Annotated in this window: 10 protein-coding genes; 4 read left to right on the top strand and 6 right to left on the bottom strand. The window is 68.4% G+C overall.

Features of this window, described 5'->3' with window-relative positions:
* Positions 1 to 80 precede the first annotated feature (80 nt).
* Positions 81 to 1,298: a porin gene (locus LMA02_RS22065; protein WP_228909806.1), complete on the bottom strand. Its 1,218-nt coding sequence runs from the start codon at positions 1,296 to 1,298 to the stop codon at positions 81 to 83.
* 470 nt (positions 1,299 to 1,768) lie between these two features.
* The gene (locus LMA02_RS22060) at positions 1,769 to 2,833 is read right to left on the bottom strand and encodes a phytoene/squalene synthase family protein (protein WP_228909805.1); all 1,065 of its coding nucleotides are present in this window, start codon (positions 2,831 to 2,833) and stop codon (positions 1,769 to 1,771) included.
* 359 nt (positions 2,834 to 3,192) lie between these two features.
* On the opposite strand from LMA02_RS22060, the gene LMA02_RS22055 reads away from it, so the two are divergent.
* Positions 3,193 to 4,338 carry a glycerophosphodiester phosphodiesterase gene (locus tag LMA02_RS22055; RefSeq protein WP_228909804.1) on the top strand — a complete coding sequence of 382 codons (1,146 nt, stop codon included), beginning with the start codon at positions 3,193 to 3,195 and terminating at the stop codon, positions 4,336 to 4,338.
* A 171-nt stretch (positions 4,339 to 4,509) separates the two neighbouring features.
* Here LMA02_RS22055 and LMA02_RS22050 read toward each other — a convergent pair whose 3' ends face one another.
* The 3 genes from LMA02_RS22050 to LMA02_RS22040 form a co-directional block, all read right to left on the bottom strand.
* On the bottom strand, positions 4,510 to 6,135 hold the full coding sequence (locus LMA02_RS22050) for a rhodanese-related sulfurtransferase (RefSeq protein ID WP_228909803.1): 1,626 nt from the start codon (positions 6,133 to 6,135) through the stop codon (positions 4,510 to 4,512).
* Between the two features lie 46 nt (positions 6,136 to 6,181).
* The gene (locus LMA02_RS22045) at positions 6,182 to 7,234 is read right to left on the bottom strand and encodes an RNA-guided endonuclease InsQ/TnpB family protein (RefSeq protein WP_228909802.1); all 1,053 of its coding nucleotides are present in this window, start codon (positions 7,232 to 7,234) and stop codon (positions 6,182 to 6,184) included.
* Between the two features lie 175 nt (positions 7,235 to 7,409).
* Positions 7,410 to 7,976, bottom strand: a complete 567-nt coding sequence (locus LMA02_RS22040) for a cysteine dioxygenase (RefSeq protein ID WP_228909801.1) — start codon at positions 7,974 to 7,976, stop codon at positions 7,410 to 7,412.
* Between the two features lie 74 nt (positions 7,977 to 8,050).
* On the opposite strand from LMA02_RS22040, the gene LMA02_RS22035 reads away from it, so the two are divergent.
* Positions 8,051 to 8,974, top strand: coding sequence for a LysR family transcriptional regulator (locus LMA02_RS22035; RefSeq protein WP_228909800.1), 924 nt, complete (start codon positions 8,051 to 8,053; stop codon positions 8,972 to 8,974).
* Positions 8,975 to 9,035: 61 nt separating this feature from the next.
* On the opposite strand, the gene LMA02_RS22030 is transcribed toward LMA02_RS22035, so the two are convergent.
* Positions 9,036 to 10,370 (bottom strand): acyl-CoA dehydrogenase family protein, encoded by a 1,335-nt coding sequence (locus tag LMA02_RS22030; protein WP_228909799.1) that lies wholly within the window; start codon positions 10,368 to 10,370, stop codon positions 9,036 to 9,038.
* A 347-nt stretch (positions 10,371 to 10,717) separates the two neighbouring features.
* Between LMA02_RS22030 and LMA02_RS22025 the strand changes: the two genes are divergently transcribed.
* Both LMA02_RS22025 and LMA02_RS22020 read left to right on the top strand, forming a co-directional pair.
* Positions 10,718 to 11,803, top strand: a complete 1,086-nt coding sequence (locus LMA02_RS22025) for an LLM class flavin-dependent oxidoreductase (protein WP_228909798.1) — start codon at positions 10,718 to 10,720, stop codon at positions 11,801 to 11,803.
* Positions 11,804 to 11,823: 20 nt separating this feature from the next.
* Complete coding sequence (locus LMA02_RS22020) at positions 11,824 to 12,669, top strand: class II aldolase/adducin family protein (protein ID WP_228909797.1); 846 nt, start codon at positions 11,824 to 11,826, stop codon at positions 12,667 to 12,669.
* Positions 12,670 to 12,700 lie beyond the last annotated feature (31 nt).

Genomic DNA, 12,700 nt, shown 5'->3' with positions numbered 1-12,700 from the left:
TACCGACGAAAAAAAACCGGCCCGAAGGCCGGTTTCTTCATACCGCATGCCGTGAGCGGCGCTCGCGCGCCGCGCGACATTTAGAAGCGGTGGATCAGGCCGACGCCGGCAGCGATCTGGTTCTGCTTCGAACCTGCGCCCACGCCGTCGCCCGTCGACGTCGTCGCGAGGATCACGCCGCCCGTCGGGGTGAGCGTGTTGCCGCTCGCGTGCTGGTAAGCCTCAACTGCGTACAGGCCCGTGCGCTTCGACAGGCTGTAGTACTGCGACAGCGTGACCTGATGGTACTTGGCCGAGCTCGAGATGCCGTTCGACTCGGTCGCACGCGTGTACGAGTAGCCTGCCGCGAAGTCCCACTGCGGCGCTGCCTTCCAGTGCAGCACGGCGCCTGCCGTGTTGAAGATTGCCGTGTTCCGGAAGCCCGACAGCGTACCCGGGATGTATTGCACGTTCGAGTACGAAACCGAAACGTCCCACGCCGGCGTGAACTGATAGCCTGCCGTCACCGCGAGGCGCTGTTGCGCCTGTGCCGTCCGGTAGCCGTTGTTGATCGACGACACAGCCTGTTCCGCGCCGTTGCCGCTCGTGTCCAGACCGTTCTGCGCGGTCGAGTTCGCGCCCCACACACCGCCGCCGAGCGTCGCGTTGTTGATACGCTGGAAGCCGACCGCGATGCCTGCCGGGCCGTTCAGGTACTGGACCGCCGCGCTCCACGTCGAGCCGCGGTTCACGCTGCCTGCGACGCCGCCGAACGAGTACGAACCGCCGACCGTGAAGCCGTAGAACTTCGGCGACATGTAGACGAGCGAGTTGTTCGCGCGGTAGCTGGTATCCAGCGAATCGATATCACCCGGGTGCGCGCCGTAGTAACCGGTCAGCCAGGTCGTCGGGCTGTACGGCGACAGCAGCGTGTAGTACGCGGTGTACTGGCGGCCTGCCGTCAGCGTACCGTACGTCTGGTTGCTCAGGCCGACCCATGCCTGACGCGTGAAGATGCCGTTCGTCCATTGCGACGAACCGTTGTTCGCGTTGAAGCCGGCTTCCAACTGGAAGATCGCCTTCGTGCCGCCGCCGAGGTCTTCGCTGCCCTTCAGGCCGAAGCGGCTGCCGGCCCAAATGCCGGTGGCCATCTGCACCTTCGAGTGACCACCCGTGGTCGCGCCGGTTGCCGACGAGTTGTTCTGGTAGGCGATAGCGTTATCGACGATACCGTACAGGGTGACGCTGCTCTGGGCGTGGGCTGCGGTAGCGGCTGCGAGACCCACTGCCGTCATGGCGAAAGCGACGCGCTTTTTCATTGATTCTCCGTCCTCAAAGAATGATTTCTTTTCTGGTGTGGTTTTATGCACATGTGCGAGTACATGCCGGTGCAATTCTGACGGATTACCAATCGTTTCCCAATACGCCCAGTCGGTCATCGTATGATCGACGCAACGCGCGGGTTCACCAAACGGTTACATAACACCTGAAAACGCTTACGCGGCGGGGATTTCCGGCATTTCCCGGTGAAAACCCTAGCTTTACATTTTTACGGGTGCAGCGCGACCGAGCGATGTTGTCAGACGCCTTCGGCACGTTTGTTCTGACCAATGCGCAACCGCGATCGACACCGCGATTCACATCGCCGCGCAGGATCGCTTACGTTCATGACACCCACGTTTCGGGACGCGAAATTTGAAAACGTTTCAGCCCGTGCGGATGAGATCGGACGGAGCGGCCCGGCGAACGCGGGCCGAAAGAGGATGCCGGCGCCTCGCGCCGGCGACATTCAATGCGACGCGGGTGGCGCGATCCGCGCGTTCACCGCGTCGACCAGCGCGTTCATGCGTGCACGGATCGCCGCGTTCGAACCGACGAGCGCGAGCGACGACGCCATGATCCGGTAGACCCGCTTGCGCGGCACCTTCGCCGGCCGCGCCGGATCGAGCCACGCGTCGTGGCCGGCCAGCAGTTCGAGCGTTTCGAGGCCGATCATGATCGGCCACAGGCACGCGAGCCGCAGACGCACGAAGCGGCGCGGAATCGCCAGCGTATAGAGGCACGCGTCGCGATACTGCGCGAGCGTCGCACGCAACAGCTCGACCAGCACGCCGCGCGCGCGCGCCGACGCGTCGGGCGACATCAGGTCGGCGACGCCGACGCGATGCGCGGCCAGCACGTCGTCCGGCAGGTAGCAGCGGCCGATCCGCAGGTCCTTCGCGCAGTCGCGCAGGATGTTGGTCATCTGCAGCGCCTTGCCGAAACGGATGCCCTTCTCGCGCATGTCCGCGAAGTCCCAGCCGCGCGCGGCCCGCGTGTGCGCACCGGTCATGTCGGTCCAGAATTCGCCGACGCAACCGGCGACCAGATACGTGTAGCGATCGAGTTCGTCACGGTTCGGCAGCGACGCGACCTGGCCCGACTGCTCGTCGGGGAACGTGCGCAGGTCGAACTCCATCCCCGACGTCAGCGTCGCGACGACCTTGCGGATCGACGCGCGGTCCGCGTCTGGCTGCGCGCGCAGCAACGCAAGCATCGGCTTCATCGACGCGAGCAGCGTGTGTTCGTGCGAATCCGTCTGCATCCGCGTCACGTCCTCGAGCGCGCGCGACAGCGCCGCGCCGTCGCCGAGCCGCTCGATCTCGTCGCGCAGGTCGGTCAGCAGCGCCGCGCGGCGCTCGGGCGCGACGAGCGCCGTGTCGGCGATCGTGTCGGCCGCGCGCGCGAGCAGGTAGGCCAGGCCGACCGGCTCGCGCATGCCGTCGGGCAGCACGCGCAGCGTCAGGTAAAAGGAGCGGGAAACGTTCTTCAGCAGGTCGCCGAGCAGGTAGGCGGGATCGGTATGAGTCGTCATGGGTCGGTAAAAATCGGCCGGCGCGGGCCCCGGACGCACACGGGCGCCGGGGTGCCCGCGCCGGCCGCGAGTCGCCGCATCGTCGTGCGCGGGCAGGCGTCGGCCCGGCGCGGCGATGCAAAAGTCCCGCAAGTTTAGTGCATCCGGCGCGGCGGCTCTCCAACACGGGTCGGATCGCGTCGCGCACGCCGTCGCGTGTTCCGCCGTCCCGCTCGCTTACCGTCACAACAAAACAGAAAGGCGAAAGTAATACATATGTAATGATCCGGTGCGACGATCGCGTCCCGTTCGATCCCGTTCAGGCCGCGCCGCCGGATCGAGCGCCCTTTCACCGACTTCCGTTCCGAAGGTTCACCGCCATGCTCTTCACGCGCCCGACCGCCTTGCGCTGCATCCCGTTCGCCTGTGCCGCCGCCCTTCTGCTTGCCGCCTGCGGCGGCGACGATGTGTCGGCGTCCGATCCCACGCATCCGATCTCCGCGAAGGTCCAGGTGGTCGGCCATCGCGGCGCGAGCGCGCTGCGGCCCGAGCACACGCTCGCGTCGTACCGCAAGGCGATCGAGGACGGTGCGGACGTGATCGAGCCCGACCTCGTCGCGACCCGCGACGGCGTGCTCGTCGCGCGCCACGAAAACGAAATCTCGGGCACGACGAACGTGTCGACGCTGCCGCAGTTCGCGAGCCGCAAGGCGACCAAGACGATCGACGGCACGCAGCTGACCGGCTGGTTCACCGAGGACTTCACGCTCGCCGAGCTGAAGACGCTGCGCGCCCGCGAGCGCATTCCGCAGGTCCGCCCGGCGAACACCGCGTACAACGACCAGTTCGAGATCCCGACCTTCGACGAGATCGTCGCGCTCGCGAAGCAGATGTCCGCCCAGACTGGCCGCACGATCCATCTGTATCCGGAAACCAAGCACCCGACCTACTTCCAGTCGATCGACCTGCCGCTCGAGGACCGCCTCGTCGACGCGCTGCTGAAGGATCCGTACACGGCGCGCACGGCGACCGTCTACATCCAGTCGTTCGAGGTCGCGAACCTGAAGACGATCCGCAACCGGATCAAGTCGAGCCAGCCGAACTGGAAGCTCGTGCAGTTGATGGACGAAGCCGGCCAGCGTCCGTACGACTTCGTGAAGGCGAACGACAAGCGCACCTACGGCGACCTGTCGACGCGCGACGGGATGCGCGAGATCGCGTCCTATGCGAACGGCGTCGGGCCGTACAAGACGTCGATCATCGCGGTGGCCGCGGACGGCACGCTGCAGCAGCCGACGCCGTACGTGCGCTATGCGCACGAAGCCGGCCTCGTCGTGCATCCCTACACGTTCCGCCCGGAGAACAACTTCCTGCCCGCGTCGCTGAAGGACGGCGGCACGCCGGCCACGCGCAACACCGCGGGCTCGGTGCGCGAGATCCAGGCGTACCTGCGCGCGGGCATCGACGGCTTCTTCACCGACGATCCGGCCGTCGGCCGCACGGCTGTTGATACGTTCAAGCGCTGAACCGGCTGAACGCTGAACCTGCTGAGCGCACGGCTACCGGACGCGGCGCACGCCGGGCCGGTTGGCGGTTGGCGGTTGGCGGTTGGCGGTCGCCGCTTGCCGCTTGCCGCTTGCCGCTTGCCGCTTGCCGGTTGCCGGTTGCCGGTCGCCGATTACCGCGCCGCTCCGAGATCAGATCACGCGGAAGTGATGCGTGCCGTCCCGCTTCAACTGATCGACCAACCCGTATTCCCAGTCGAGGTACGCCTGCATCGCGGCGGCCGCGTTGTCGGTGCCTTCGTACGGGCGCCGGTAACGGTCGACACGCGGCGACGCTAGATGCGTGTCGCCGTGCTCGAGCGGCAGCCCCGCGTCGATCCACGCTGCCGTGCCGCCCGTCAGCACCGAGATGGCCGCGGAAGCCGGCAGCAACGCACGCGCGTCGTCCGCCGCGAACCGCGCGAGCAGGCTCGATCCGCACGTGAACACGTAGCGCTTCGCCGGCGGGATCGCGGCGAGCGCGTCGCGCAACTGCGCGCGCACGACGAACCACGCGCCGGGAATATGGCGCTTCACGTAGTTCGCGCTGGTCGTCACGTCGACGATCGCGATCTCGCCCGCAGCCGCCTCCTTCAGCCAGCCCGCGAGCGTCGCGGGCGCCACCTCGCTCACCTGCGGCGTCGCCGGCACGTCGCGCGGCGGCTGGCCGCGCTCCACGAAGGCCGCCGTGCCGGCCGGCTCGACCACGCGCACGTCCCAGCCCATCTGCGCAAGCCACGACGCGGTCATATCCGCGCGCACGCCGTCATCGTCGGCCAGCACAATGCGCGCGCCGCGCACGGCCGCGTGATGGTCGGTCTCCTGCACGAGCTGGCCGCCGGGCGTGCTCAGGAAGCCCGGCAGGTGGCCGGCCTCGTATTCGTCCGGCGTGCGCACGTCGAAGCGGTACAGCGTGCGGCCCGGTTCGTCGAGCGCGGCGAGCTCCGCGAGCGCGATGCGCGGCACGCCCGCGCGCTCGGCCACCGCGCGTGCGGCGCGGCGTGCTTCGTCGCGCTGTGCGGGATCGACGTCGTCGGGAAAGCGTCGCGACGCGCCGCGCTCGAGCGTCTGGCCGGCGAGCGTCCAGCCGATCGTGCCGTTGCGCAGCGCGGCGACCGGGTTCGGCAGCCCGGCGTTGATCAGCGACTGCGTGCCGATGATGCTGCGCGTGCGGCCCGCGCAGTTCACCACGACCCGAGTCCGCGGGTTCGGCGCGAGCGCGCGCACGCGCAGCACGAGTTCGGCACCCGGCACGCTCGTCGACGTCGGGATGTTCATCGTCTGATATTCGTCGAAGCGGCGCGCGTCGACGATCACGACGTCGGCCTGCGCGTCGATCAGCGCCTGCACTTCCTGCGCGGACAGCGACGGCGTATGCCGCTCGGCCTCGACCCATTCGCCGAACGACTTGCTCGGCACGTTCACGTCGATGAACAGCTCGCCGCCCGCGGCGAGCCAGCCCGCGAGGCCGCCGTCGAGCAGGCGCACGTCGGTATAGCCGAGCCGCGCGAGCGTCGCGGCCGCACGCGGCGCGAGATCCTCGCCGCCGGCTTCGCCGAACACGACGATCGGCGTGTCGCGGCGCGGAATGCGCGTCCACGCGTCGAGTTCGAGTTTCGACAGCGGAAAGTTGGCGGCCCACAGCGGATGGCCCTGCGCGTAGGGATCCTCTTCGCGCACGTCGATCAGTGCGAGCTCGTCGCGGGCCAGCAGGCGCGCGCGTACGTCCTGGTACGACGCGACGGGGAAACGGGAAGTGGAATCAGCGGTTTGCGTCATGATGTCTCGGTCGGATTCTGTTGAAGTCGTTGATGTCCTCACCCGCCTAAAGGCAGGTGATTCCCACACCTGGCGATGCACGTCCGCATCGGAGAATGTTCAGCGCAGCGTTGGTATCTCGATCATGCACGACACCACAGCCATCGCAGGCCCACTCTCTTATTCGCAGTCCCGCGATACCTTTCGGCCGCGTCGTGCTGTCTTTCGACCCGCACGACGAACAGGACTGGGTAGAACCGCTTTCGTCGACTTCCTCGAACGTGGCCCCGTGCGCCATCGCCTTGTAACGGAGCTTGTTTCGGAAGGACGACCAGGATGCGTCGTAGACGCTCTTCGCCATCCTGGTTCTGGCGAGCTTCGCGGCCGACACGTTGCCGACCGCGAGGTAATCGAAACGCCGCACCAGATCGAGCGCGAGCTTGTGCTGGAAATCGGCACGGGCATTCGCCACTTTGGCGTGCAGCTTCGCGATATGTCGCTTGTGCTTGCGCGCCCGTTGAGCTTTCGCCAGTTTCTCCGCCGCGCGTCGGCCGAATCGGTCATTGGGCAGCTTCTCGCCCGTCGAAAGTGTGGCGAAGTCTTTCAGGCCGAGATCGATGCCAACACCGGAACGGACCGGGCGGGCCTGAACATCGGGCATCTCGATCACGATGTTCAGAAACCAGTTGCCACGTGCATCCTGCGCAAAGGTGGCCCCATCCTTGATCTTGCCTTCGGGAAGCGCCCGGCTGTGGAATACCCGAAACGTGTTGCCGGCGAAACGGAATGCGTCACCCTCGCGCTTCAGGTCACGCCCCTTCAGCGGCACCCAGCCCAGCGATTTCCTGCCGCGATAGCGCCGGTAGGGCCGACGGTGCTGACTGCGCGACTTCGCATATTGCTCGCACGTCGCGTTGATCGTGCCGGAGTGGATGCCGAGCGCCTTGCTGCTCCCCGTCGTCAGCACGTTCAGATCGAATCCCGTCGGCCATTTCTTGCTCCACTTGAGCGCGTGCTTCTGCGTGTCATTGCAGAAGTTCCAGACGTAGTTCACCGCACGGCTCTGCTTGTTGAGCAGTCCGTTGAGCGACTTCACCCGGTAGCGGTAGACAAGAATCATGCCGGTGATCCTAACCCGTGGAAGAAGCTGCCTGTCAACAGCACTCCTTTCCTTCCCGCCATCCGCCCCGAAGGAAGTCCCCTTGGGGGAAATGGCGGGGTTTCTCGGAGCAAATTCTGATGAATCTCGCGCCCGCGGGCGGGCGCTCGCAACCGCGCGCGGGCGGCATGCGCGGTCACGCGTTCGAATAGCCGGACACGAACGGCTTCACGGTGCCGTCGTCGAGGAACACCGCGCGTTCGACCTTGCCGATATTCGCGCCGTACACGTGGATGCTGATCGATACCTGGTCCGCGAACGCGTTGGTCACGCGATGGACGTCGCCGATGCGCGGCGACACGGCCTCGACCTCGCCCGGCTGCAGCCGCACCGCATCGCCCGCCGGCACCGGCCTGCCGGTTGCGTCGAACCGGTACGGCTGCGAAAACTCGCCGCCGCGCAGCATCCCGATCAGCCCCCACACCGTGTGGTTGTGGATCGGCGTCGTCTGGCCGGGGCCCCATACGAAGCTGACGACGGAAAACCGCTCGTCGGGATCGAGATGCAGCAGGTACTGGCGGTAGCGCTCGGGATCGGGCTGCGCGAACGCATCGGGCAGCCAGTCGTCGTGCGCGACGAGCGCGGCGAGCAACGCGCCGCCCTCGTCGAGAATGCGCGCCTCGTTCGCACCGGACGCAAGCAGCGCGCCCAGCCCGTCGACGAACGGATGCAGCGGCGTGTGCCGCAACGAAAGCGTACTCATCGGCCAGCTCCTCGAATATGATGCCGAACATGATGGATCGTCATGATGCACCTGAAAGACCATGCAGAACAAACATGAAAATTAGCGATATCGACGCTTTTGCAGCGGTCGTCCGCTGCCAGACGCTGAGCCAGGCCGCGACCGAACTCGGGATGACGCAGCCCGCGATCACGCGGCGCGTCCAGAACCTCGAGGAAGCGCTCGGCGTGACGCTGCTCGACCGCAACACGAAGCCGCCGCGCCCGACCGACATCGGCCGGCAGGTGTTCGAGCAGTGTCGCGCGATCCTGCGCGAAGTCGATGCCCTGCGTGAACTGACGGCCGGCCAGCGGCCGCCCGCCGGCGAATTCCGCGTCGGCCTCACGCAGGGGCTCGGCGAACTGATGCTGCCCGGCCTGATCGCGCGGCTTGCCGGGCAATGGCCGGCGCTCACCACACAGGTCACGACCGCCTGGGGCGGCGCGCTCGTCGAACGCATCGCGCGCCGCGAGCTCGATGCGGCGCTGGTGTTTCTGGCCCGCGAGATGGTGCTGCCGCCGCAGGTCGAGGGCGAACGGCTGCTGGCCACGCGGCTCGTCGCGGTCGGCCGCAAGGGCGACTGGCCGCGCCGCGGCTACCGGCTTGCCGACTGCCATGCGCGCGGCTGGGTGCTCAATCCCGACGGCTGCGGGTTTCGCGCGGGCCTGCGCCGGGCGCTCGACGCGCAGGGGCTGCCGATGCCGGTCACGCTCGACACTTACGGCCGCGACCTGCAGTTGCAGAGCGTCGCGAACGGCTTCGGCATCGGATTGATGCCGCTGCCGCTGCTCGACGGCAGCCCGCTGCGCGACGCGCTCGACATCGTGCCGCTCGCCGATTTCAAGCCGCAGATCGATCTGTGGCTGCTGCACCGGCAGGACGCCGCGCGCTTCACGGCGCCGCTCGCCGCCGTGGCCGCGCATGCACGCACGGCGTTCGCGCTGCCCGCGGATGCCGCCGCGCACGACAAGGCCGCTTGAACAGGACGGACGACGGCTGCACAACGTCGTCCCGTTTGCGCTGACCGTCACGCCACCGCGCTCACGCATCGTGTCGAGCGGATGCCGGCGCGTTGCGTGATGTCCCGCCCGCGTCCGGGTTCGGCGTCGCGCTTCGCGCCGCCGCCTCGAGCGCCGCACGTCCGGCGGCGACCGCGATCGCGTCGTCCTGCGGCGTATGCACGCGGCTGCACAGCACGTCGCGATAGTGACGTTCGAGCGGATTGCTGCGGCTCAGCCCGTGATTGCCCGACAGCTTCAACGCGTGCTCGACGGTGCGGATCGCCTGCTCCGTCACGGTTCGCTTGACGAGGCCGCTCGTCGTCACCGGCGGTGCATCGCCGGCATCGGTGCGTGCGATGTGCGCGTCCAGCAGCACGCGGTTCGTGTGCAGCCACCCTTCGATCTCGCCGATGGCCTCCTGCACGCGCGGCAGCGTCGCGAGCGGCGCACCGAGTCCGCTCGGCGCGCGCGTCGTCGCGAACTCCAGCAGCCAGTCGCGCGACGCACGCGCCACCGCATCGTAGAGACTGCCGAGCAGCGCGACCATCCAGGCCTGCTGGTCGGCCTGCGCGTCGACATCCGCATGACTCGCGGCCGACACGGCCCACGCATCGGGCGCGCGCACGTCCACCGCATGATCGGCGGGCAGCCGCACGTCGTCGAACACGACCTCGTGGCTGCCCGATGCGCGCAGGCCCAGGTGATTCCAGCTTCCGATCACACGGATGCGCGGATCGTCCCCAGCGTGGCGCTCGCGCGGCACGAGGAACACCCCGACGCGCGGCTCGGGCTCGTCGGTGCGGGCCCACACGGCCAGCCAGCGCAGCGCCGGAATGCCGGTGCAGTACAGCTTGTGGCCGGACAGCCGCCAGCCGTCGCCGTCGCGACGCGCAACCGTTTCGGGCAGGCCGCCGCGCGACGGCGACCCGAGCGCCGGCTCGACACGCAGCGCGTTGATCAGCGCGCCTTCGTCGACCGCACTGTCGAACACCGCACGCCGCAGGCGCGCGGGCCAACGGTGGTCCGCGCGGCCGAGCGCGCGATGCTGCAGATACGTCATCGTCAGCACCAGCGCGGTCGCGGGATCGGCGCGTGCGACCGCGGCCACGATGCGGCTCGCCTGTGCGAGCGTCGCGCCCGCGCCGCCATGCTCGCGCGGCACGACCTGCGCGATCAGCCCGGCGCGATGCAGCCGCGCGAAGTTCTCGTGCGGGAAGCGGCCATCGACATCGTTGCGGGCGGCGTCGGCCGCGAGTTCGGGCGCGAGACGCTCGAGCAGCGCGGCGACGCGCGCATCGTCGGCAGGCAGGTGGCGCAGCGACGACTGCGGTGCGAGCGGCGCTGGCGGCGAGGAAGCGGCAAGGCTGGCGGACATCGGTACGGATTCCCTCGGTGACTGGGTGGCGGGTAGCCAATAACGTAACGGCGGTGACGGCGGAGATCGATCGGCACGCGGCGCGGCGGCTCGCGAAGCCGGCGGCGACCGGCGGCGATCAGGCGGCGACCGAAGCCCCGCACGACAGGCGGCCGGCGCCCTTTCGATTCGATCGCGAGCCCACAGCGTATGCGCAGCGCACACGCGCCCAAACCATGCAAATCTGATATTCAAATCCGGATTGATTATTTCCATTTCGCATGATCCCGGCGGTAATCTGCGCTCCATTCCCCGCCGCGCCCGGCCGTCGCTGGCCGCGCCGGGCCGTCCTTGCATCGGAGACCCAGATGAGCGTCGAATTCATCGGCATGATCCAGAGCCAGAAGCAGTCGGAAATCCATCCGGCCGCCGGCCCCGTCGTCGACCCCGACTACGTGCGCGACTTCGCGCGGGCACACGAAACGGCCGGCTTCGACCGGATCCTCGTCCCGCATCACTCGACCGGCCCGTCGGCGACCCTGACGATCGCGTTCGCCGCCGCGGCGACCGAGCGCATCCATTTCATGCTCGCGCATCGTCCGGGCTTCACCGCGCCGACGCTCGCCGCTCGGCAGATCGCGACGCTCGACCAGTTCAGCCGCGGCCGGCTCGCGGTGCACTTCATCTCCGGCGGCTCGGACAGCGAACAGCAGCGCGACGGCGATTTCCTCGATCACGACGCGCGCTATGCGCGCACCGACGAATACCTCGGCATCCTGCGACGCATCTGGACCGAAACGCAGCCGTTCGATCACGACGGCGCGCACTACCGCTTCACACAGGGCTTTTCGGAAGTGAAGCCGTTCCAGCAGCCGCACGTGCCGATCTACTTCGGCGGCGCATCGGAGGCGGCGCTGGAAGTCGCCGGCAAGCACGCGGACGTCTATGCGCTGTGGGGCGAATCGCTCGACCAGGTGCGCGACCTGACGACCCGCGTGCGCGCCGAAGCCGCGAAGCACGGCCGGCAGGTGCGCTTTTCCGTGTCGTTCCGGCCGATCCTCGCGGCGACCGAAGACGAGGCGTGGGCGCGCGCGCACCGGATCCTCGACGAGACGCGCCGGCTGCGCGAAGCGGCCGGCCTCGGCACCGGCGGCCCGCAACAGAGCGAAGGCGCGCGGCGCCTGCTCGCCGCGGCCGAACGCGGCTCGCGGGTCGACAAGCGGCTGTGGACCGAGATCGCGAAGCTCACCGGCGCGCGCTCGAATTCGACCGCGCTGGTCGGCACGCCCGAACAGGTCGCCGACGCGCTGCTCGACTACTACGACCTCGGCGTGACGACGTTCCTGATCCGCGGCTTCGACCCGCTCGACGACGCGATCGACTACGGCCGCGAACTGATTCCGCGCGTACGCAGCGCCGTCGCGGCGCGCGACGCGGCGCAGCGCGCCGCCTGACGCAAACGGAGCCGCCCGCCATGTCCGCCGTCCTCTCTTCTTCGTCGCCCGCGCGCACCGCGTCGGGCCTCGTCCTCGCCGACACCCCGCGCCAGCATTTCTGGTTCGATCCGCCCGCGCCGCGCGTCGACGTCGCCGCCGAGCGCCGCCACCGGCAGGAGCGGCTCGCGGCCGCGTTCCGCCTGTTCGCGCGCTTCGGCTTCGCGTCGGGCCTCGCCGGCCACATCACCGCGCGCGATCCGGAACTGCCCGACCACTTCTGGGTAAATCCGCTCGGCGTGCATTTCTCGCAAATCAAGGTATCGGACCTGCTGCTCGTCAACGCCCGCGGCGAAACCGCGATCGGCAACCGGCCGCTGAACAAGGCCGCGTTCGCGATCCATGCGGCGATTCACGACGCGCATCCGCATCTCGTCGCGGCCGCGCATACGCATTCGACCTACGGCAAGGCGTGGTCGACGCTCGGCCGCGCGCTCGACCCGCTGACGCAGGACGCGTGCGTGTTCTACGAGGATCACGCGCTGTTCGACGACTTCACGGGCATGGTCGTCGACACGAGCGAAGGCGCGCGGATCGCGGACGCGCTCGTGAAACCCGACGGCGGCACGCACAAGGGCGTGATCCTGAAGAACCACGGAATCCTGACGGCCGGCCCGACGGTCGAGGCCACCGCGTGGTGGTACATCGCGCTCGACAATGCCGCGCACACGCAGCTGCTGGCCGAAGCGGCCGGCACGCCGCAACCGATCGATCATGCGACCGCGCGGCACACGCACAGCCAGATCGGCGGCCCCGACGGCGCATTGCATGCGTTCGACAGCCTGTTCGCGCGCGTCGTCGCCGACGAACCCGACCTGCTCGACTGAGCGCCTGCCGCACGACCGGAACCCAAAACCA

The organism is Burkholderia sp. B21-005, from assembly GCF_020843965.1.
In the GTDB taxonomy this organism is placed as follows: domain Bacteria; phylum Pseudomonadota; class Gammaproteobacteria; order Burkholderiales; family Burkholderiaceae; genus Burkholderia; species Burkholderia ambifaria.
This window is presented reverse-complemented; position numbering and strand designations above follow the sequence as displayed.